Origin of the sequence: Bacillus massilinigeriensis (assembly GCF_900117315.1) — a bacterium.
Lineage (GTDB): Bacteria > Bacillota > Bacilli > Bacillales > Cytobacillaceae > Bacillus_BE > Bacillus_BE massilionigeriensis.
The window spans coordinates 1,362,069-1,383,822 of record NZ_LT630337.1; the positions used below are offsets into that span (position 1 = coordinate 1,362,069).

20 protein-coding genes are annotated in these 21,754 nt (G+C 37.6%); 1 reads left to right on the forward strand and 19 read right to left on the reverse strand.

The window, feature by feature from the left end:
* Positions 1 to 92: 92 nt before the first annotated feature.
* The 12 genes from smc to BQ6100_RS06890 form a co-directional block, all read right to left on the reverse strand.
* Entirely contained in the window at positions 93 to 3,659 is a 3,567-nt protein-coding gene (smc, locus tag BQ6100_RS06835; protein ID WP_075980957.1) for a chromosome segregation protein SMC, read from the reverse strand.
* A gap of 24 nt (positions 3,660 to 3,683) precedes the next feature.
* The gene (rnc, locus tag BQ6100_RS06840; protein ID WP_075980958.1) at positions 3,684 to 4,445 is read right to left on the reverse strand and encodes a ribonuclease III; all 762 of its coding nucleotides are present in this window, start codon (positions 4,443 to 4,445) and stop codon (positions 3,684 to 3,686) included.
* A 201-nt stretch (positions 4,446 to 4,646) separates the two neighbouring features.
* Entirely contained in the window at positions 4,647 to 4,880 is a 234-nt protein-coding gene (locus tag BQ6100_RS06845; RefSeq protein ID WP_075980959.1) for an acyl carrier protein, read from the reverse strand.
* A gap of 136 nt (positions 4,881 to 5,016) precedes the next feature.
* On the reverse strand, positions 5,017 to 5,760 hold the full coding sequence (gene fabG / locus BQ6100_RS06850; protein WP_075980960.1) for a 3-oxoacyl-[acyl-carrier-protein] reductase: 744 nt from the start codon (positions 5,758 to 5,760) through the stop codon (positions 5,017 to 5,019).
* Entirely contained in the window at positions 5,760 to 6,704 is a 945-nt protein-coding gene (gene fabD / locus BQ6100_RS06855; RefSeq protein ID WP_075980961.1) for an ACP S-malonyltransferase, read from the reverse strand. The genes fabG and fabD overlap by 1 nt, the downstream gene beginning before the upstream one ends.
* A gap of 39 nt (positions 6,705 to 6,743) precedes the next feature.
* Entirely contained in the window at positions 6,744 to 7,736 is a 993-nt protein-coding gene (gene plsX, locus BQ6100_RS06860; RefSeq protein ID WP_075980962.1) for a phosphate acyltransferase PlsX, read from the reverse strand.
* Positions 7,737 to 7,895: 159 nt separating this feature from the next.
* Complete coding sequence (gene fapR / locus BQ6100_RS06865) at positions 7,896 to 8,456, reverse strand: transcription factor FapR (protein WP_075980963.1); 561 nt, start codon at positions 8,454 to 8,456, stop codon at positions 7,896 to 7,898.
* A gap of 125 nt (positions 8,457 to 8,581) precedes the next feature.
* Complete coding sequence (gene recG, locus BQ6100_RS06870) at positions 8,582 to 10,621, reverse strand: ATP-dependent DNA helicase RecG (protein WP_084780268.1); 2,040 nt, start codon at positions 10,619 to 10,621, stop codon at positions 8,582 to 8,584.
* Between the two features lies 1 nt (position 10,622).
* Entirely contained in the window at positions 10,623 to 11,510 is an 888-nt protein-coding gene (sdaAA, locus tag BQ6100_RS06875) for an L-serine ammonia-lyase, iron-sulfur-dependent, subunit alpha (protein ID WP_075983465.1), read from the reverse strand.
* Between the two features lie 133 nt (positions 11,511 to 11,643).
* Entirely contained in the window at positions 11,644 to 12,306 is a 663-nt protein-coding gene (gene sdaAB, locus BQ6100_RS06880) for an L-serine ammonia-lyase, iron-sulfur-dependent subunit beta (RefSeq protein WP_075980965.1), read from the reverse strand.
* Positions 12,307 to 12,539: 233 nt separating this feature from the next.
* Positions 12,540 to 14,213, reverse strand: a complete 1,674-nt coding sequence (locus BQ6100_RS06885) for a DAK2 domain-containing protein (protein WP_075980966.1) — start codon at positions 14,211 to 14,213, stop codon at positions 12,540 to 12,542.
* 16 nt (positions 14,214 to 14,229) lie between these two features.
* Positions 14,230 to 14,592 carry an Asp23/Gls24 family envelope stress response protein gene (locus tag BQ6100_RS06890; protein ID WP_075980967.1) on the reverse strand — a complete coding sequence of 121 codons (363 nt, stop codon included), beginning with the start codon at positions 14,590 to 14,592 and terminating at the stop codon, positions 14,230 to 14,232.
* 300 nt (positions 14,593 to 14,892) lie between these two features.
* Between BQ6100_RS06890 and rpmB the strand changes: the two genes are divergently transcribed.
* Positions 14,893 to 15,081 (forward strand): 50S ribosomal protein L28, encoded by a 189-nt coding sequence (rpmB, locus tag BQ6100_RS06895; RefSeq protein ID WP_075980968.1) that lies wholly within the window; start codon positions 14,893 to 14,895, stop codon positions 15,079 to 15,081.
* A gap of 252 nt (positions 15,082 to 15,333) precedes the next feature.
* On the opposite strand, the gene spoVM is transcribed toward rpmB, so the two are convergent.
* From spoVM to rlmN, 7 genes are all read right to left on the reverse strand, one after another.
* On the reverse strand, positions 15,334 to 15,414 hold the full coding sequence (spoVM, locus tag BQ6100_RS06900; RefSeq protein WP_017551496.1) for a stage V sporulation protein SpoVM: 81 nt from the start codon (positions 15,412 to 15,414) through the stop codon (positions 15,334 to 15,336).
* A 128-nt stretch (positions 15,415 to 15,542) separates the two neighbouring features.
* Positions 15,543 to 16,196 carry a thiamine diphosphokinase gene (locus BQ6100_RS06905; protein WP_075980969.1) on the reverse strand — a complete coding sequence of 218 codons (654 nt, stop codon included), beginning with the start codon at positions 16,194 to 16,196 and terminating at the stop codon, positions 15,543 to 15,545.
* 85 nt (positions 16,197 to 16,281) lie between these two features.
* The gene (gene rpe, locus BQ6100_RS06910; protein WP_075980970.1) at positions 16,282 to 16,926 is read right to left on the reverse strand and encodes a ribulose-phosphate 3-epimerase; all 645 of its coding nucleotides are present in this window, start codon (positions 16,924 to 16,926) and stop codon (positions 16,282 to 16,284) included.
* 2 nt (positions 16,927 to 16,928) lie between these two features.
* On the reverse strand, positions 16,929 to 17,810 hold the full coding sequence (rsgA, locus tag BQ6100_RS06915) for a ribosome small subunit-dependent GTPase A (protein ID WP_075980971.1): 882 nt from the start codon (positions 17,808 to 17,810) through the stop codon (positions 16,929 to 16,931).
* 109 nt (positions 17,811 to 17,919) lie between these two features.
* A complete protein-coding gene (pknB, locus tag BQ6100_RS06920) occupies positions 17,920 to 19,911 on the reverse strand; it encodes a Stk1 family PASTA domain-containing Ser/Thr kinase (protein ID WP_075980972.1) in 1,992 nt (663 codons plus the stop codon).
* Positions 19,912 to 19,916: 5 nt separating this feature from the next.
* Entirely contained in the window at positions 19,917 to 20,666 is a 750-nt protein-coding gene (locus BQ6100_RS06925) for a Stp1/IreP family PP2C-type Ser/Thr phosphatase (RefSeq protein WP_075980973.1), read from the reverse strand.
* A 4-nt stretch (positions 20,667 to 20,670) separates the two neighbouring features.
* Positions 20,671 to 21,753: a 23S rRNA (adenine(2503)-C(2))-methyltransferase RlmN gene (gene rlmN, locus BQ6100_RS06930; protein WP_075980974.1), complete on the reverse strand. Its 1,083-nt coding sequence runs from the start codon at positions 21,751 to 21,753 to the stop codon at positions 20,671 to 20,673.
* Position 21,754: the final 1 nt, after the last annotated feature.

Below are 21,754 nucleotides of genomic sequence, written 5' to 3' on the forward strand. Positions count from 1 at the left end.
ACAGGAGTCTACGTGTATTCAGGCTGCTAAGTCATTACTCTCTACTTATTTATCATCAAAATAACAACAAACTTTGAGAAAACAGCCTTTACTTAAGATCGAACTAGTTCATTTGTTTCCTCTAAGCGAACGGAAACTAGTTTTGACACTCCAGATTCTTGCATGGTCACACCATAAAGTACATCTGCTTCCTCCATCGTCCCTTTTCTATGGGTGATTACAATGAATTGGGTTTCTGAGCTATATGTTTTTAAGTATTGACTAAAACGGAAAACATTCGCCTCATCCAGTGCTGCCTCCACTTCATCCAAGATACAAAATGGCACAGGGCGAACTTTTAGTATTGAAAAGAGCAAAGCAATAGCAGTGAGTGCTCTTTCGCCACCTGATAGTAGACCAAGATTCTGTAGCTTTTTGCCTGGTGGCTGTGCAACGATTTCAACTCCAGTGTTTAGCAAATCGTCTGGATTTGTCAGTCTTAAATCTGCCCTTCCTCCACCAAATAAGGCTTGGAAAACATATTCAAAATGGGAGCGTATAGCATTGAAGGTTTGTTCGAAACGCTTTTTCATTTCAATATCCATTTCATCAATTACCTGGAATAAGGTATCCTTTGCTTCCTGCAAATCTTTCTTTTGTTCTAATAGGAACTCATACCTTTCAGAAACACGTTCATATTCTTCAATGGCTCCAAGGTTTACTGTTCCCATTTCTTCAATAGAAAGCTTAATCAACTTTACTTTCTTTCTCGCTTCATCTGCAGGTATTTGGAGTGGATATGCTTCTTTTGCACCATCATAAGAAAGCAGATATTCTTCGCGAAGGTGCGATAGATGATTGTCCAGCTCAACATCAAGGCGGTTAATCTTTACTTCTTCATCTCGCAGGCTAATCGTCATACCTCTTTGCAGGCGTTTTAATTCTTTAACCTCTAGCTCAAGATCGTCGAGATTACTTTGTAAACGAAGTCTTTCCTCTCTTCTTGTAGAGATTAAGTTTAAGGTTTCTGTTTTATCTTGGAGCCTTCTTTTCGCTTCTTCCTCTAAATGAACCTCACCTGAGGAACTATCTGTCATCTCAGAGGTTAGAAGTTCAAGATCTTCCTTGTAGGTTACTAAACGTTCAGAAGTGTCATTTAAGTCCGTCATGCACCTTGATAATTTCTCCTTAGCATGGAGAAGCTGTTCATTCTTCGCCGCATGCTTAATCTTCAAATCATTGATTTCAGAGATGAGGGTTTCTTTTGACAAGCTATCCGTATTTTTCTGCTCTGTCAGTCCGGCAATTTCTTGGTCTAATGTCTTAATTTGAACCTGATATTTATCTAAAAGCTCAAGCAATTCTTCTTTTCGAGTAATCAATCTTTTCTTTTCATCTGAAAACTGATTCTTTTCTAAATCATATAAAGTGAGGCGTTCATTATTATTTTTTTCTTTTAGTTCAACTTCCCGAAGGTCACCCTTGGCTGATTGCTCTGCAATACGCAGCTCCTCACCCTGTTTTCTTAATTCATCTAATGCTGTCTCCTGATCCTGTATTTTCAGTTTAAATACTTTGACCTGTTCCTCAAGCTGTGATGTTTGTTGTTCCATCGTGATTAGCTTGGTTTTTAATTCCTCTAATTCTCCCTTACGACTGAGGAGTGAGGAGTTCTTTTGCTTTACGGCTCCACCTGTCATTGATCCACCAGGATTGACAACATCTCCATCTAAAGTAACGAGACGGCATCGATATTGCAAGATTCTTGCTAACTCATTGGCTCCCTTTAAATCCTTGGTGATGACAACAGTCCCTAGTAAATTTGTGAAAACATTCCCGTAAGTATTCTCGTATTGAACTAAGTCTGAGGCGATACCTACATAGTCAGAGTGATTCTGAATGGACTGAATCTGACCTTCCGATAGAGATTTCCCTTTAATGACATTCAAAGGTAGGAATGTAGCCCGTCCATATGAGTTTTGTTTTAAATATTGAATCGCTTTTCTTCCACTTTCCTCTGTATCAACTATGATATGCTGCATTGCTGCACCGAGGGCTGTTTCGATTGCTACTTCATATTTCTTTGGAACAGTAATTAGTTCTGCTATAGCACCCTTTATACCTTGTAGCTTACTTTCACGTGCTTTTAATACTTCCTTAACCCCTTGGAAGAATCCTGAATAGTCATCCTCCATTTCCTCTAGCATATCTTTTCTAGATTTTGATTTTTGCAAGTACTGATACGCTTGGTAGAGAGTGGTTTCTTGCTTTTGATAGCTATTTCTTAAAGATTCCAGCTTGTTTTGTTCATTTCGAAAAATAGAAATCTGTTCTTCTAGTTTTTTCTGGATTTCAGCAAGTCTTTCTTCAATTTCATTTTTTCGATTTTGTATTTCACTACGTTCCTGGAGGTATTTTTCATTTTCCCCCTCTAATCTATCGTTTTTATTTTCAAGCTGTGAAAGATCACGTTCAACATATTGCAGTTCATTTTTTGCAGCTGCCTGTTGGTTTAATAAGTCAATATAATCCCCTTTAAGGGATTCGATTTCCTCTTCAATATTTACAGAAAATAAAGCCATTTTTCCTTGTTTCTCTTTTAATGAAAGTTGAAGCGCTTCAGCTTCTTCTTCCAATGACTTTACCGTATTCATTTCTTCTTCTTTTTGTTCTACTAAAGAATTGAGCTTGATAGTAAGCTCTTCAATATTTTTCTCCAACTGATCCTTATTTTGGTCAGCATTTTTCTTTCTTTCCTTTAATACTTCCTTTCTTCCCTCTAATTTCTCAAGCTCCTCACTGGCATGAAGTAAGACCGTTTGCAAGTCATTGATTGACTCATCTAAAGCTTGAGTATGATCACGTAATTCCTCAATTTGCGCTTCCTTAGATTGAAGAGAGATAGATAGATTCATTTCTTCTTCTTTATGTTTTTCAAATTGCTGAGATAGTTTTTCCCATTTTCCATGGAGCTCGTCTATTTCATAAACAGTAAGAGCTACCTCAATTTTTTCAAGCTCCTCTTTTTGCTGTAGATAATCTTTGGCAATTGAGGCTTGAATCTTTAAAGGCTCAACCTGACTTTCTAGTTCGAACAAAATATCGTTAACTCGATTTAAATTTTCTTGCGTTTCAGTGAGCTTACCTTCTGCTTTTTTCTTTCTAGTTTTATATTTCAAAACACCGGCTGCTTCTTCAAAGATTGTTCTACGATCCTCTGCTTTACTATTCAATATCTCCTCGACTTTCCCCTGACTTATGATAGAGAATGCCTCTCTTCCTAAGCCTGAATCCATGAAAAGGTCGACAATATCCTTTAATCTGCAATGCTGTTTATTGATGAAGAATTCACTTTCACCAGAACGATAAACCCTTCTTGTTACACTTACCTCATTATATTCAAGTGGCAAAAAGGAATCCTCATTGTCTAATGTAAGAGTAACTTCGGCAAAATTAAGAGCTTTTCTTGAATCGCTACCTGCAAAAATGATATCTTCCATTTTTGCTCCACGGAGGGACTTTGCGGATTGTTCTCCTAATACCCAACGAACAGCGTCAATAATATTACTTTTCCCACTACCATTTGGTCCAACAACTGCTGTGACTCCTGGTACAAAATCGACACTTATTCGTTCAGCAAATGATTTAAAACCTACGATGTCTAAACGTTTAAGAAACAAGTAAATCCCCCCTTCTCCCACATTTTATTTCTTCTCATAGTCATCAAACATATGAGCTTTAAGTTTTTCTAAAGCCATTTGGGCAGCATGTTGTTCTGCTTCTTTTTTTGATCGACCTGACCCCATTCCTAACTCTTTTGTATTTAAAGAGACAATGGAAACAAACTCACGATTATGAGCTGGACCTTTTTCTTGTAAAATTTTATATTCAATACTACCTACTCCATCACGCTGAATCAGTTCTTGAAGCTGACTTTTAAAATCCATCACATGAGAAAAAGCACCAGAATTTATTTTAGGAAAGACGACCTTTTCGAGAAATTGAATAACTGATTCCATTCCTTGATCCAAGAATAATGCTCCGATAAAAGCTTCAAAAACATCTGCAAGCAATGCCGGTCTCTCTCTTCCACCTGTCATTTCCTCACCTTTTCCAAGAAGAACGTGGACACCGAAGGAAAGTTCATGTGCAAATGCCACTAGTGAAGGCTCGCAAACCACAGCAGCACGTAATTTTGTCAGTTCCCCTTCACTCATCATTGGGTATTTGTTATAAAGGAAGTGAGAAACAGTTACCTCTAGAACAGCGTCTCCTAAAAACTCAAGCCTTTCATTATCTTCATAAGGCTTTCTTCGATGCTCATTCACATATGATGAATGAGTAAATGCTTGTTTAAGCAAATTTTCATTATGAAAATGGATTCCTATTTTACTTTGAAGTTCTTTAAATTGTTTTTCTATCGCATTTTGTATGCGTCTATCTCTCTCTTTTCCCATCTTTCTCATTATGACTCCACCTTGCTAATAATTTGCATACCATTATAAGTGTACGGAATTACATGAAAAAACGCAAAGAAACTTGGAGGAATTTTTCTCTCCAAGTTTTCCTTATATACCTAATCGATGGCAGGCCCATTTGAAGGAGAAAAGGCTGTCCCCCCATGCACCTGACACCTTCGCTTTGGGACAGCCCTTATGATCCAACGATTACAATTTGCTATTTATGTAATTTACAGCGTCTCCCACTGTAGAAATTTTCTCAGCATCATCGTCAGAGATTTCCATATCGAATTCATCTTCTAATTCCATTACGAGTTCAACTACATCTAGGGAATCTGCACCAAGATCATCTTTGAAGGATGCTTCAAGTTTTACTTGAGACTCTTCAACTCCTAGTCGGTCAACGATTATTTTCGTTACGCGTTCTAATACTTCTGCCATGCTTGTCACCTCCCCTCAAGACATTATATTGTATTTTTGTTAAATAATAAATGTTGATTCAATAATATTCATGAAAAAAGTGTTGCCATTCACTTCAAAGGATCATGCAAATCTATACTCAGTTAAGGAATGCTTGTTACATGACCATTCCACCATCAACATGGAGTGTTTGTCCAGTCATATAACGACTATCATCAGATGCTAAAAAAGCTACGACATGAGCAACATCACTTGGTTTCCCAAAATCAGCAAGAGGGATTTGCTTGAGCATTTCATTTCTTACTTCCTCATTCAATTTGTCCGTCATGTCCGTCGTAATAAACCCTGGTGCAACTGCGTTAACAGTTATACCTCTTGAAGCAAGTTCTTTTGCTGCTGTTTTCGTTAGTCCAATGACACCTGACTTTGCAGCCACATAATTCGCCTGACCTGGGTTCCCGCTCACACCTACTATGGAAGAAATATTAATGATACGGCCGTAGCGCTGCTTCATCATTTGTCTAGTAACAGCTTTCGTAGTCAAAAAGACACCTTTTAAGTTTGTATTAATGACGGCATCCCATTCCTCTTCTTTCATTCTCATTAGAAGGTTATCCTTTGTAATACCTGCATTATTCACTAAAATATCTAACCTTCCAAACCTTTCAATCGTTTCCTTCACCATATTAGTGACAGACTCAGCATTTGAGACATCTGCCTGAACAGCGATAGCATCTCTTCCTAGGGCCTTAATTTCATCAACTACTTCATTTGCCTTAGCTTCATTTCCCGCATAATTAACCGCAATATTCGCACCAAGTCTTGCTAGCTCTAGAGCAATCTCTCTGCCAATTCCTCTTGAAGCACCAGTAACAAGTGCAATTTTACCCTGTAATCTCATCATTTTTCCTCCTTTAAGGCTTCCATAGTAGCTCTGAAAGTCTCTTCATCGGAAACAGCATAAGTTTTCACATTTCGATCAATTTTTCTGACAAGTCCGGATAACACTTTACCTGGTCCAATTTCAATAAAGGTATCCACATCAAGGGAAATCATCTTTTGCACGGAATCCTCCCATAAGACAGGTGAAAATAATTGTTGGATTAGTTTCTCCTTTATGTCGTTGGAATCTGTCATTTCCGTTGCTGTTACATTTGCTATGACAGGAATATCTGCATCTTGTATGGCAATTTCCTCTAGTATACCAGCAAGCCTTGTAGCAGCTGGTTTCATTAAATCGGAATGAAATGGTCCACTTACCTCAAGAGGAAGAACCCTTTTGGCTCCGGCTTCCTTTGCTTTCACTGCAGCTATTTCAATACCCTTGCGAGTTCCAGAGATGACAATTTGGCCAGGGCAATTAATATTGGCCAGTTGGACAGAGTCTCCATTATTTGTAATTTCTTCTGTGACATGACCAAGCTTATCTCGATCTAATCCTAATACAGCGGCCATCGTACCTTCACCATTTGGTACTGCTTCCTCCATAAATTCCCCACGTTTTCGAACAGCATACACACCATCTTCAAATGATATAGCTCCTGAAGCAACAAGTGCGGTATACTCCCCTAAGCTATGACCAGCAACATAATCCGGCTTGACTCCAGCTTGCTCAAACAAAGTTAATATGGCCATACTTGTCGTCAGTAAAGCAGGTTGAGCATTTGTTGTTAATGTCAATTTCTCTTGCGGTCCCTCAAATATGAGATTTGAAAGCTGATCCTGTAAACGCTCATCTGCTTTTTGAAAAATTCCCCTTGCTTCCTGACTATTTGCTGCAAGCTCTTTGCCCATTCCTACAATTTGAGATCCTTGACCTGGAAACAAAAATGCCAACTTACCCATAACAACACCTCTTCTTTAAATTCCTTAAAAAAACTTCATTTATTTAACAATTTCTCTTTCAATAGTCTGTTTAATTGTTTCTACAACTTTTTTATCAACCATTTCACGAGTTTGTCTTACCGCATTATAAATTGAATTCGCATCAGAAGAACCATGGGCCTTGATAACAGGTGCTTTTAACCCAAAAAGACCTGCCCCACCGTATTCTGAGTAATCCATCTTTGATTTAAGCTTCTTTAAATCCGGCATTAACACGGCCGCTGCTAGCTTACTTTTCACACTACTTGATAAAGCCGTTTTTAACATTTGAAACACAGACATAGCTGTTCCTTCAATTGTTTTCAATACCATATTTCCAGTAAAGCCATCTGTTATGACGACATCAGCAACCCCGTCAAGCAAATCCCTTGCCTCGACATTACCAACAAAATTTAGAGCAGCATTTTCTAAGAGATGAAATGTATTTTTAGTCAGCTCGGTACCCTTTTTCTCTTCTGTTCCAATGTTAAGCAATCCAACTCTTGGTTTTGAGATAGATCTTACTTTTTCACTATATATGGAGCCCATAATGGCATATTGGAGGAGATTTTCTGGCTTTGCATCCACATTTGCCCCTACATCTAGCAGTGTAAAGCCATCCCCATTAATTGTAGGTAGGGTAGGAGATAATGCCGGGCGGTCAATTCCTTCTATACGTCCGACTACAAATAAGCCAGCTGCCATTAATGCACCCGTATTCCCTGCAGATATACATCCATCAGCTTCTCCATCTGCAACTAGCTTTGCAGCTAATACCATGGATGAATTTTTTTTACGTCGGACTGCTCGAACAGGCTCATCCGTCCCTAAAATCACTTCTTCAGTATGTAATATTTGAATTCTCTCTTGATTGGTAAGGTATTCTTTTATTTGTCTTTCATTTCCAACAAGTGTTACTTCAATATCTTTATATTCTTGTACGGCTTTCATAGCCCCTAGCACGATTTCTTTAGGGGCATGATCTCCACCCATTGCATCTATTGCTAATCTCATGAATGTTCATCCTTTGATTCTTTTATTTTTGGCTCTGTTAGTATTTCAATGTTGATTTACGTTCCAGACTTTCCGTTTCCCACGGACGTGACATTAGTCTTCTGACCTTAAACCTGTTAAAAAATCACTAGCTAAAAGTAATTAGGATAATAAACCTAATTACTTTGAACGATACATTTCAAATTCACCATTAAATACTTTTTCATTATTAACAAAGCTCTCAACATGTACAAATGTTCGATCATGTTCTTGATCAATTTTCATAACCTTTGCCTTAGCGATTACTCTTTCACCCTCCATAACGGAGCGTGTAAAAAGGATATTCGCCTTGGCTGTTAAAGCCAATTCATCATCGATGACTGCGACAGCTAAAGAATTCGCTTGAGCAAACAGATGGTGACCCCTGGCAATCTTATTTCGCTTAAATACATGTTCACTTTTCACATCTAATATTGAAATGGCGGAATGATCAAGCTCCATATCGATGATTTCCCCAATAACTTCATCTAATGGGAGTGATTTCACTTCGTCCTCAAACCTTTTTTCTGCGACCGTTTTAATACGCTCACGTAATTCAGGTATAGATAGCTCCAAACGATCTAATCGAATGGTTTGGACACTAACTGAAAATTTATCTGCTAATTCTTCATCTGTAATAAAAGGATTTTCCTTTATCGTTTGTGTTAATAAATTTTGACGCTCTCTTTTATTTCTTCTCATAAATACACCGTCCGAGATATTATGACTAGGTACTAATAGTAGTATATAATTTCAAAAAACAGATTGCAAGAATAAAGTGTGAAACATTTTCTCCAATAATCTTGCAAACAATCGTTTCATAAATATTAATCTAATTTTTCTCCTGCTAAAACTCCTGCATTTAATAATTTTTCTCTTAAATGCAGGTATTCACTTGATTCCCAAAATATTTTTGATTCAATCAAGGTTGCCGCGTCCTGACGAGCTGTTTCTAATGCACGGTAATCATGAACCATGTCAGCTACCTTAAATTCAGGAACACCACTTTGTTTTTTTCCAAAGAAATCCCCCGGTCCTCTTAGCTCCAAATCCTTCTCACTCAGCACAAATCCATCATTTGTTTCTGTCATGATTTTCATTCGTTCTTTTCCAATATCTGTTTTTGGATCGGCTATTAGAACACAATAGGATTGATCTTCTCCTCTTCCAACTCTCCCACGAAGCTGGTGGAGCTGTGATAATCCAAATCTTTCAGCATCATAAATGAGCATAAATGTAGCATTGGGCACATTTACTCCTACCTCAACTACTGTTGTCGATACAAGTACTTGTACCTCGTTATTACTAAATTCCTTCATTACTGTCTCTTTTTCATCAGAACTTAGTTTTCCATGCATGAGGCCCACGCGGTAACGGTCGCGAAAGTAGTTCGTTAAGGTTGTATGTACATCGATGGCATTTTGTAGGTCTAGCTTCTCTGATTCTTCGATTAACGGACATATACAATAGGCTTGTCTACCCTTTATCAATTCCTTCTCCATAAACCCTAATACCCGTTCTAACATCTCATGCTTTGCCCAATAAGTATCTATTGCTTTCCTTCCAGCTGGCATCTCATCGATAATCGATACATCCATCTCACCAAACACAGTAATGGCTAGGGTTCGTGGAATTGGAGTAGCGGTCATAAAAAGAACATCCGGGCTCTCTCCTTTTTCTCTTAAAACCCTGCGCTGTTCGACACCAAATCGATGCTGTTCGTCAGTAATGACAAGTCCGAGATTAGAGAATTCTACCTCATCCTGAATTAAGGCATGGGTCCCTATTAATATATGAATTTCCCCTTCCCTTAATTGAGATAATATTTCTTTGCGTCTTTTTCCTTTCACTGAACTTGTCAGCAGTTCACATTTCACATCAAATGGGGATAATAGTTCATTAAGGGATTCTGCATGTTGTTCAGCAAGAATTTCTGTTGGTACCATCATGGCACCTTGGAAACCTGCTGTTACACTTGCATACAAGCAAATAGCAGCCACGACGGTTTTTCCAGAACCAACATCCCCTTGGAGAAGGCGATTCATACGATAAGGAGACTTTATATCTGAAAAAATTTCATTAACGACTCGTTTTTGAGCATTTGTTAAAGGATATGGGAGTGAATCAAGAAATTCCTTTATTTTGGAAAGATGATATTTCTGCTGAATCCCTTTGGAATTTTCACGTTCAAATTTCCGCAGTCCCTGCATTTTTAATTGAAAGGTCAAGAATTCCTCATAAACAAGCCTTCTTCTTGCCTGCTTAATATCCTCTTCGTTCAAAGGAAAATGCATTGCTCGAAAGGCATCTTTTCGATTTAAAAGTCTGTACTTAGAAATAAGTACTTGAGGAAGTGTTTCTTCTATGTATTGGCCGTATTGTGAAAAGGAAAGTTTGATCAGTCTCCTAATCCCCTTGACGGTTAAATTCCCTCTCACATTATAAACCGGTTCAAAGTTTTTCGTTTGTTTTTGTTGTCCAATACTTGCCTCATTGGCTGTTATCATTTGTCGGTGCTGATCCCATTTACCTGTAACAGTAATCGTTTCGTTGACAGTAATCTTGTTTTTCAAATAAGGTTGGTTAAAAAAAACAACAGAAATCAAATACTTATTAACTAAAAGTTTGATCGTTAATCGAGAACGTTTTTTTCCATAATAGGCAAGAGAAGGCTCACTATGAACCTTCCCTTCTACAGTAATTTTCTCATTATGATTTACTTCTGCCAAATCACGCAAACGATAGTCTTCAAATCGATATGGAAAATGTTCAAACAAATCATTTATTGTTCGGATATTCAATTCGGCTAACCCTTCAGCCGTTTCTTCCCCAATTCCCTTAATTACAGTTACCGATTGCTGTAGCATATTATTCACTTTCTTTCTGCGGAGTACCGAAGATCTTTGCCTCTAATTGTCGACCTGTCGATGTAGCCGCTAAACCTCCCTGCGCTGTTTCTTTTAGAGCCGTTGGCATTGCTTGACCTATTTTAAACATGGCATCTATTACTTCATCACATGGAATTCTGCTTGAGATCCCAGCTAAAGCCATGTCTGCTGCCACCATTGCATTGGCAGCTCCCATAGCATTACGTTTCACACATGGGACCTCCACAAGACCAGCTACTGGATCACATACTAATCCTAGCATATTTTTCAAGGTAATTGCCATAGCTTCTGCACATTGGTTTGGAGTTCCTCCAGCCATTTCAACAATAGCTGCAGCTGCCATCCCTGAAGCGGATCCAACCTCTGCCTGACATCCACCAGCAGCACCTGATATTGAGGCATTATTAGCGACTACAAAACCAAAAGCACCAGCGGTAAATAAAAAGGCAACCATCTGTTCACGAGTAGGGTTTAACTTATTTTTCACTGCAAACAATGTACCGGGTACCACACCAGCTGAGCCAGCAGTTGGGGTTGCACATATCGTCCCCATTGCAGCATTGACTTCATTCGTTGCTACTGCTTTACTTACGGCATCAAGTAGGAGTTCTCCTGATAAAAATTGACCCTTTTCTATATATCTCTGCAACAAAACAGCATCTCCACCAGTTAATCCTGAATGGGAATGAACTCCACCTAATCCTCTTTCGACTGCTCTTTCCATTACTTGCAATTGATTTTCCATTTTGGAAAGAATCTCCTCACGGGTTCTCCCTGTCACTTCTATTTCTTGTTCAATCATAATATCCGAAATTTTTTTATTTTGAGTAACGGCAAGTTCAACAAGCTCAGCAACGTTACGAAACATCATTCAACCTTCCCCTTTTTCTGTCATGTTTTTCAATTCTTCTGTTTTTTGTATGGTTGAGTAATTGGATTGAATGATTCTTACCAATGAATGAACGAGGCAAGAATGTAAGCGTTATCATATAATAACGGTCCTATTCAACTATTTTTGCTACCTTAATGATATTTGGTAATTTTTCTATTTCTAAAATAACAGATTCCTCTATATTTTGGTCAACTTCAATCGTCATTAAAGCTAGCTTGCCTTTTTCCTTACGGGATACTTCCATATGACCGATATTAATTTCATATTTTGCTAATATGTTTGAAACATTTGCTATGGTTCCAAAACGGTCATTATGAACAACAAGCAAGGCTGGATGGTGCCCTGATAATTTCAATTCAAATCCGTTAAGTTCAATGATTTCAATCTTTCCTCCACCAATAGAGATCCCTACTAGTTCAAGTTCACCATCATCGTCACCTAAAATTATTTTCGCGGTGTTTGGGTGAAAAGGAATAGCCTCTTCTTCAATAAAGCTTAATTCCATTCCTCGACTTTTTGCGATTTCAATGGAATGAATGATTCTTTCATCAAATGTGTCAAAATCTAATATTCCACCCACTGTAGCAACATCTGTCCCATGACCTTTATAAGTTTCGGCAAATGAACCATAAAAGGATATGTGTGCCCATTTCGGCTCACGTCCAAAAAGACTTCTTGCCACCCTTCCGATTCTTGCAGCACCCGCAGTATGTGAGCTTGATGGTCCAATCATAACAGGCCCAATAATATCAAAAACACTTTTATATTTCATGCCATCTATCCTCCTTCGCTGTAAAAATATCTATAAATGCTGTAGACACGAATTATTCGGAAAACAAATAAATAATATTTTTATTATCCAATATATAATATATTGTTTTCTTAGCAAATTGGTATGTTTTCTAAAAAAATGTATTGTTAAATTTATCCATGTTCTATCATAAATAAAGGGTTGAGCCCTTTAATATAGGCTAACCCTCATTTATTGCTTTGCTTATTTCTTTGCTATTCAACTGAGAAGATGAAAGCGTATAACGGCTGCTTTCCATCATGAATTTCGATTTCAACATCTTCAAAATTAGCTTCAACAAATTCAACTACTTTTTCAACATCTTCAGTTGAAGCATCTTCACCTTTAATGATTGTTAAAATCTCAGATTCTTCATCTAGTAATTTCTGTAACAGCTCTTGTGATGCTTTTACTTTATCCTTATCCTTGGTAACAATTTTGCCATCAGCAATTCCCATGAAATCGTCTTTTTCAATTTCTAAACCATCAATGCTGGTATCACGAACGGCATAAGTGATTTGGCCTGTTTTCACATTCTGTAAGGCTTCAGTCATTGATTCTTCATTAGCAGATAGTTCTGCATTGGGATTAAAGGCTAAAAGTGCTGATAATCCTTGTGGTACGGTTTTAGAAGGAATGACGATGACTTCTTCCTCAGAAACCTCTTTTGCCTGTTCAGCAGCCATAATAATATTTTTATTATTTGGCAGGATGATGATTTTCTTTGCATTGACCTCTTTAATTGCCTTAACGATGTCTTCTGTGCTTGGATTCATGGTCTGTCCGCCTTCAATTACGGCATGTGCTCCAATGCTCTTAAATAGGTCTGCTATCCCACTTCCCATTGAAACCGTCACAATTCCATATTCAAGCTTTTCTTTTTTTACTGGCTGAGTCTTCTCTGCCACATGCGATTCGCCAACAATATTTGTATGCTGCTCACGCATATTTTCAATTTTCATTTTTACTAAACTTCCATATTTTTGCCCGTAGTTTAAGACTTCTCCAGGCTGTTCAGAATGGATATGTACTTTTACAACTTCCTCATCGGAAATAACAAGCAATGAATCCCCGAGCTTACTTAAATCCTGGCGGAACTGATCTTCAGAGAATGGTTTACCCTTTAGTTTCTCTTGGTCCACCCTAACCATAAACTCTGTACAATAACCAAATACGATGTCCTCTGTATTAATATGGCCTTGTACATTGTTGTGATGTTCTGCATTGACAAGATCATTCATAGATTGGGTAGTAACAACATCAGGAAGTGCCTCACCCTTTAGCTCTGCTAAAAAGCCTTCATAAACAATGACCAATCCTTGGCCACCACTGTCCACAACACCAACTTCCTTTAAGACCGGAAGTAAATCAGGCGTTCTCTTCAGCGAAGCTTTTGCTTCTTTAACAACCTCTTCCATAATAACGATGATGTCATCTGTTTTCTTAGCCATTGCAACACCGTGCCTTGCCGCATCCTTTGCAACGGTTAATATCGTTCCTTCAACCGGCTTCATTACCGCTTTGTAGGCAGTTTCAACACCAGATTCTAGTGCACCTGCAAACTCTTTTCCGTTAATTACCTTCTTTTGCTCGATGGCCTTTGAGAAGCCACGGAATAGCTGCGATAGGATAACCCCAGAGTTTCCTCGAGCACCCATAAGCAATCCTTTTGACAAGGCTTGACCAACTTTTCCGATATGATCCTGTATATTGTTCTTAACTTCCTTTGCACCGGAAGTCATAGATAAATTCATATTTGTACCAGTGTCACCATCTGGGACAGGGAAAACATTTAAGGAATCCACAAATTTTGCGTTTGCAGATAAATGGTTGGAACCTTGAATAACCATTTGTGCAAATTGTTTTCCGTCTAGAGTTTTTATTGACACAAAGATTTCCTCCTCACTACGGGTTCGTCACACGAACTCCCTGAACGTAAATATTAACCGAGTCAGTGCTCAGCCCAACTGTTTTTTCTAGAGTGTATTTTACTTTTGATTGCACGTTGTGAGCAACCTCGGAAATTTTCGTCCCATAGCTTACAATAATATACATGTCAATATGGACTTCATCATTTTCTTGGCGGACAATCACGCCACGAGTAAAATTCTCTCTTCTTAAAATATCTGTAAGGCCATCTTTAATTTGGTTTTTTGAAGCCATACCAACAATACCGTAACAATCGACTGCTGCTCCACCAGCTAATGTGGCGATTACATCATTTGAGATGTCAATTTGCCCGTATTTGGTTTTTAATTCGATGGTCATATTTATTCCCCCTTTGGAATAATCCTTGGCTATAGCCATTTTACTATAATTACAACAATATTAAAAGTATACCATAGAAACTACACATTATTATAACGCACCATACTACCTACTATGTCAAGGAATTTTTCTTGAAACCTTTTTCCTTCCCTATTGCAAACATAAAATATGTGTGATAAATTATTAAAGTATCTTTTAATGACTGAAAAACCCTGTGTTTGTGGTTTTTCACATAATCTTATTGTATATGAAAAGCATGAAAACATATTTTCAAGCTTAGCAAGTAAGGAGGGAAAACATATGCCACGCAAATGTGTTGTAACTGGTAAAAAAACCACTTCTGGTAACTCTCGTTCACACGCAATGAACGCTAACAAACGTACTTGGGGAGCAAACTTACAAAAAGTTCGCATTCTTGTTAACGGTAAGCCTAAACGTGTTTGGGTTTCTGCAAGAGCCCTTAGATCAGGTAAAGTTGAACGCGTATAATTTGACTTTGTTAAACAGAGCACAATAAATGGTGCTCTGTTTTTTCGTCTATTCGATAGTTTTGCCAATCGAATGGATATATAGTCCAATTTGTCATTATAATACATAAAAAATGAGGCTACCTTCAAAGAGATGAACCCCCTCAATTTATAGCATTCCTCGTGCTATTCTTGAGGGTGATTTCTCCTTTTAGTAGTCCTCTTCATTCTTTTTCTATAAATGATCTTCAGCAAGTTTTCTTCGCTATTCCCATTACCCTTTTTTGAAGGTTCCAAGCATCGCGCGGACAATGCCGCCTAAAAATTTTGGCAGTTTAATCGTATAAAATTTCATAATGTCCCTCCTCGCGGATCTTACACATCCAACTTTTTAATACGTTTCTTCAATAGCATATTCAAGGAATTAAAATAAGTACATTTAGGATAAGTCATTAAAATAAAAAGGAATGCGAGATGTTGCTGTTACTTTAAATCTCGACTTCTTATCATCATTAATATGCCTTTTGTAAACGAAAAAGTACCATAAGTATTATTAAGTTCATTACTAATACATAGTGTAGACCCTAATGGAATATGACAGTCTTTTAAAGGATATTTAAATCCTTCTAATGTAAGGTTCAAGACCTTATCCGCTATAGGAAGGAATGAAATATAAGGAAAACCATCTATTTTTTCTAAAGTATAACTTCCTGGACGATGAACGTTAATGATATTTTGCCTGTCTATCATCTCTATACAGATTTTGCTTCCTTGTAAAATAGGCTTTAGTAGGAGCTGAACATTCCCCATGAAGTGATCATATCTTCCCCCTGTTCCTCCATATAGGCATATTTTTTTGGGATTTTGCAGCAATGCCCAGTTTATGGCAAGCTCCATATCTGTTTCATCTTTTTCCGCTTTATATTTATTCACATTAGATATTTTACTTGTAATGATTTGATATTCTTCTAATGAAACAGAATCAAAATCTCCAAATGCTATATTTGGTATAATATTTCTTGATAGAAGACGGTAGACCCCTCGGTCCACCCCAACCCATATCCCCTCTTTTTCATCTAAGTCATAAAGATCAGGTATTAATTCTTCGGGGCCTCCTCCTAGAATATTAATAATCATAACAATCTCCTTTAATTAAGTAAGAAATAGAGTCAAAAAAGCCAGCCGGGTAACAGCTGACTTTCTATTTTGTATTCAAGTACTATTAACCTTTTAAAGCTGAAATCGCTTTACCGCGGTCTTTTTCGTTATAAACGGCTGAACCAGCTACAAGAACATTAGCACCTGCTGCAATGCATTCTTTAGCGGTTGTTTCATTGACCCCACCATCTACTTCAATTTCAATATTTAAGCCTAATGAATCAGCAAGCTCTTTAACTGCTTTAATTTTAGGTAAAACAGATGGGATGAACTTTTGCCCCCCAAAGCCTGGATTAACAGACATTAACAAAACCATATCCACATCCTCGATAATATGGCGAATGGATTCCACTGGTGTTGCTGGATTTAACACAACTCCTGCTTTTACTCCAAAGCTTTTAATATAATGAATGGTTCGATGAAGATGTCTGCATGCTTCAACATGTACAGTAATATAATCGGCTCCAGCATTGGCAAAGGATTCAATGTATAAATCAGGATTCTCAATCATTAAATGGACATCTAGCGGTAGCTTAGTGACTGGGCGAATAGCATCAACTATTAGGGGTCCGATTGTAATGTTAGGAACAAAATGACCATCCATTACATCTACATGAATATAATCCGCTCCCCCTTGTTCTACATCTTTAATTTCCTCTCCCAATTTAGAAAAATCAGCTGAAAGAATTGACGGTGCAATTTTCACCATAATTAATACCTCGGCTTTCTATCTTTAATTTCCTGAAGAAATTCTATGTAATGATCATAACGATATTTTGGTATTTCCCCATTTTCAACGGATGTCTTCACCATGCATTTTGGTTCTGCTACATGCAAACAACCTCGAAATTTACAGTCTTTGCTTTTTTCAAGGATTTCTGGAAAACAATAGTTTAAATCTTCCATTTCCACCTCATTGAATTCCAAGGAACTAAACCCTGGTGTATCGGCAACTAAACCGTTTCCAATATGGATTAGCTCTACGTGTCTTGTCGTATGCTTTCCCCGCCCTAAGTGGGAAGAAATGTCATTCGTCTTTAATTCTAATTCAGGCTTTAATGCGTTTAATAATGACGATTTCCCAACTCCGGACTGTCCAGCGAAGACAGAAATATTCCCCTCAATACACGATAGTACCTCTTCAACACCATCATCTGTTTCTGATGAAGTTAAAATTACTCGGTATCCTGCCTTTTGGTATTCATTTGCATATTGCTCTATTGAATCTCTTTGTTTATTCCCTGTTAAATCTACCTTCGAAATTAAGATAATCGGCTTAATATGGTTAAATTCAACTAACACAAGAAATCTATCGAGAAGGGCAGGACTAAAGTCAGGTTCAACTGCAGAAAAAACCAGAAATGCTTGATCCACGTTTGCTATCGGTGGTCGCACTAACTCATTTTTTCTTTCCTTCACTTCTAAAATATAGCCATCTGTATCATTCTCTGCTTCGAAGACAACCTCGTCTCCTACTAATGGAGTTATTTTATTTTTTCGAAAGACTCCTCTACCACGGCATTGAATAGTTTTATCATCGCTAAGCACATAGTAGAACCCACTAATTGCTTTAATAATTTTGCCTTCTGGCATAGCATCTCTCCTTTCCTCTTATTTCTAGAAAGAGAAGGGCAATGTTCTTCTATAACACATCTTATTATATCGAAAAAATTACCCTTCCATTAATTTTTCTTCGTTTTCTTTATTCAGGATAAGGAACTACTTCATCAATAATAACCTTGTTATCCCTTATGACCTTATATCCAGCTTTTTCCCCTTGAGCAATTGTAAGCTCGATGGTTCTTGTAACAGATTGCGTAATGGATAACGTTTTATAAGGCTCGGTCATATTGCGATTCATATCTTCAATGAAAATCTGAACATTTTGTGGCTCGCCTTCGATTTCCGGTTCATAATCAATCGTTATCTCTCTAGATACGGTTTTTGGAGGGATTTCTTTTTTCCCTTTGGATATCACAACCGTTACCCTATCTCCTTTTTTCATCTGTGTTCCAGGAGATGGACTTTGTGAAATGACAAGACCCTTTTCAATTTGATCATCATATTCCTCTTTAGAGATTTCAATATTTAATCCAACAGAATCTGCATATTCCTTAAGCCCTTTTTCATTGTACTCTTTAAGGTCTTTTAATGTAATTGGCTGTGACCCTTTGCTAACGGTCAATTTTAAAACCGTATCCTCAGGAACAATTTGTTTTCCTGGCTCAGGGAATTGCTCAATAATTGTACCTGCCTCGGTATCATCATCATACACTTCTGTTTTGATAATATCCTTAAAATTTCTTTTATCCAATAGAAGAACTACGTCATCATAATCCCGGTTTAGATAATTAGAGAGCTCAAATTTTTCTTTGCCTGAGCTTTGATAGATGTCTATTTCGCTGCCTTCTTTAACAAGTTTACCTTCTTTTGGATTCGTTTTTATAACTAACCCTTCCTCAATCTTTTCATCATTAACCTCAATGATTTCCCCAATCTTAAAGCCACTTTCCCTTAAATCTGCTTTTGCCTCACTTAATTCCAGACCGCTAACATCTGGTACCTCAACATCATTAGGTGAAACTAAATCAGGAAGAACCGTAATGGCTAAAATTCCAAGAATAACGAGGAACAAAAAGACAGATACTAAAATGACGGGCCATTTTTTTCGCTTTTTCTTTCCTTTATCAGGCTTTGATTTTTTTGAGTTTTTTTTCTCTTTTCTTTTATCCTTATCTTCTGACTCCGATTGGTTTTCACCATGAATAATGGTTTCGTCAAGGTTTTGGAAAGGGCGATCATTCGTGATTACTGGAATTGCTTTTGTTGCATCAATATCAACCGGTATCGTAAATTTCTCCTCATTGATACGGTTAGGATATAATGCTGTATTTAAATCATCTTCCATTTCCTCTACGTTTTCATAACGATGGAAGGGATCCTTTGCTGTTGCCTTCAATACGATATTCTCTACACTTTGTGGAATACTGGGATTCCATCTCCTTAATGAAGGAGTCTCAGATTGTAAATGCTTTAAAGCTATGGAAACAGCTGATTCTCCTGAAAAAGGGAGTCTTCCAGTGAGCATTTCGAACATTACTATACCGAGTGAATAAATATCTGACTTTCGATTAGCCGTTCCTCCTCTTGCCTGTTCTGGTGATAAATAATGAACAGAACCGAGTACTGAATTTGTTTGTGTTATGCTTGTTGCACTTAGAGCCATTGCAATGCCAAAATCAGTTATTTTTACATTTCCATTTCTGTCAATTAGTATATTATGCGGCTTAATATCCCTATGAATTATATGATTTTGATGGGCATGTGAAATAGCTGATGTTAGCTGCTTCATAATATTGATCGCTTCTTCGACCTTCAATGGTGCATGTTGTTGAATATATTGCTTCAGGGTTTGACCATCCACGTACTCCATAACGATATAGTAAATCGATTCTTCCTCTCCAACATCATAGATCGAAACGATGTTTGGATGGGCGAGACTTGTCGCTGATTGTGCTTCCCGATGAAATCTACGAATAAACTCTTCATCATTTGCGAAATCTAGCCTTAAGGTTTTGACTGCAACATCACGATCTAAAATCATATCGTGGGCTAAGTATACATTCGCCATTCCGCCGCCGCCGATCATTTCCAATATCTTATATCGGCCACTTATTCTTTTTCCAATAAGCATAAGTATCACCCTCTTTCACTGTTGTCTAAATATTCTAAGATTACAAGGGTAATATTATCCTCGCCACCATTTTCATTGGCAAGACGGACTAATTCAGTTCCTTTTTGCTCTAAGGTTTCTCCGCCTTTAAGAATGTTCTGCATTTCTTCCTCAGACACCTTATTAGATAAACCATCTGAACAAAGCAATACAATATCACCATCTTCAAAAATAATGGTTTTAATATCCATTTCAACGGCGCCTTCTGTACCTAATGCTCTTAATAGTACATTCTTTCTCGGATGATTTTCGGCGTCTTCTTTTGTAATTTGACCAGTTCGTACCAGTTCATTTACAAGAGAATGATCCTCTGTCAGCTGTTGGAAGCCAGTTTCATTTAAAATATAGCCACGACTATCGCCAATGTTTGCTACAGTGGCAAATCGATCTGTGGCTATAGCTGCAACAACTGTTGTCCCCATTCCCTCACATTCTGAATGTTCCTGTGAGTGTTGAAATACTAGAGAGTTCACTTCTGTAATGTGAGATTTTAACCACTCTTCTGCTTGATCTGCTGTTTCAATCTTTTCTGATTGCTCCCATAATTTTTGTAAATGGGACAAAGTCAGCTCACTTGCAACATCACCTGCTCGATGACCACCCATACCATCTGCAACAATGGCAAGTCGGTGGCCATCCTTATTCATAAAAATACCGCCATTATCCTCATTGTGTTGACGTATTCTTCCACGGTCTGTCATAAAAATTGCTTTCATACTATCACCTCGTCTCCTCTTTTCGCTCCTTTGCACGAAGTTGTCCACATGCTGCATCTATATCATGACCGTGCTCTCGGCGTATGGTTACATTAACCCCATGTTCCTTCAAGGTTTTTTCAAAAGCAAATATTTGATCCCTTGGAGTTCGCACATAATCTCTTTCAGGAACATAGTTCACAGGAATTAAATTAATATGGCATTTGATTCCCTTTACTAATTGTGCTAATTCCTCTGCATGCTCTATTTGATCATTCACCCCACCAAATAATCCATATTCAAAACTCACTCTGCGCCCTGTCTTGTCAATATAATAACGGACCGCTTTCATTAAATCAGGTAGTTTGTAAGCCCGATTAATCGGCATTAAGCGACTCCTAATCTCAGTATTCGGGGCATGTAGGGATATGGCAAAATTGATTTGCAAATTTTCATCTGCAAACTGATATATTTTTGGAATAATTCCACTTGTTGAGACTGTAATATGTCGTGCACCTATATTCAGTCCCTGATCATGATTGATAATTTTCAAAAACGATAACATATGATCATAGTTATCAAATGGTTCCCCAATTCCCATAATGACTACAGAGCTTACTCTTTCATCTGTATCATCCAGAGCTTGCTGAACTTTTACTACTTGAGCTACAATTTCTCCTGCCTCAAGATTCCTTTTCAAGCCTCCTAATGTTGAGGCACAAAAAGTGCATCCAATTCTACAGCCAACTTGAGTGGTTACACATACGGAATTTCCGTAATCATGCCTCATAAGTACAGTTTCAATCGAAAAACCATCATGTAATTCAAACAAAAACTTAATCGTGCCGTCGGATGAAGTTTGTTGAATTAATGTCTCTAGGGTGGTAATGGAAAAATGCTCATTCAATAGTTCCCGCAAGTTCTTTGATAAATTTGTCATATCCTCAAAGGTACGAACTCGCTTTTTATACAACCAATCAAATATTTGTTCTGCACGAAATGGCTTTTCTCCTTTTTCTTTAAGCCATTCCTTTAACGCATGTAATTCTAAAGAATAGATAGATGGCTTTATATTCTCGTTTGTTGCTTTTTCTTTTGATTGTTCCACT

Coding starts and splice junctions, on each gene's coding strand:
- rnc (WP_075980958.1), bottom strand. CDS start 4,445: ATGAGAAAGATGGGAAAAGAGAGAGATAGACGCATACAAAATGCGATA.
- BQ6100_RS06845 (WP_075980959.1), bottom strand. CDS start 4,880: ATGGCAGAAGTATTAGAACGCGTAACGAAAATAATCGTTGACCGACTA.
- fabG (WP_075980960.1), bottom strand. CDS start 5,760: ATGAGATTACAGGGTAAAATTGCACTTGTTACTGGTGCTTCAAGAGGA.
- fabD (WP_075980961.1), bottom strand. CDS start 6,704: ATGGGTAAGTTGGCATTTTTGTTTCCAGGTCAAGGATCTCAAATTGTA.
- plsX (WP_075980962.1), bottom strand. CDS start 7,736: ATGAGATTAGCAATAGATGCAATGGGTGGAGATCATGCCCCTAAAGAA.
- fapR (WP_075980963.1), bottom strand. CDS start 8,456: ATGAGAAGAAATAAAAGAGAGCGTCAAAATTTATTAACACAAACGATA.
- recG (WP_084780268.1), bottom strand. CDS start 10,621: ATGCTACAGCAATCGGTAACTGTAATTAAGGGAATTGGGGAAGAAACG.
- sdaAA (WP_075983465.1), bottom strand. CDS start 11,510: ATGTTTCGTAACGTTGCTGAGCTTGTTGAACTTGCCGTTACTCAAAAT.
- sdaAB (WP_075980965.1), bottom strand. CDS start 12,306: ATGAAATATAAAAGTGTTTTTGATATTATTGGGCCTGTTATGATTGGA.
- BQ6100_RS06890 (WP_075980967.1), bottom strand. CDS start 14,592: ATGACCATCGAATTAAAAACCAAATACGGGCAAATTGACATCTCAAAT.
- rpmB (WP_075980968.1), top strand. CDS start 14,893: ATGCCACGCAAATGTGTTGTAACTGGTAAAAAAACCACTTCTGGTAAC.
- spoVM (WP_017551496.1), bottom strand. CDS start 15,414: ATGAAATTTTATACGATTAAACTGCCAAAATTTTTAGGCGGCATTGTC.
- BQ6100_RS06905 (WP_075980969.1), bottom strand. CDS start 16,196: ATGATTATTAATATTCTAGGAGGAGGCCCCGAAGAATTAATACCTGAT.
- rpe (WP_075980970.1), bottom strand. CDS start 16,926: ATGGTGAAAATTGCACCGTCAATTCTTTCAGCTGATTTTTCTAAATTG.
- rsgA (WP_075980971.1), bottom strand. CDS start 17,810: ATGCCAGAAGGCAAAATTATTAAAGCAATTAGTGGGTTCTACTATGTG.
- pknB (WP_075980972.1), bottom strand. CDS start 19,911: ATGCTTATTGGAAAAAGAATAAGTGGCCGATATAAGATATTGGAAATG.
- BQ6100_RS06925 (WP_075980973.1), bottom strand. CDS start 20,666: ATGAAAGCAATTTTTATGACAGACCGTGGAAGAATACGTCAACACAAT.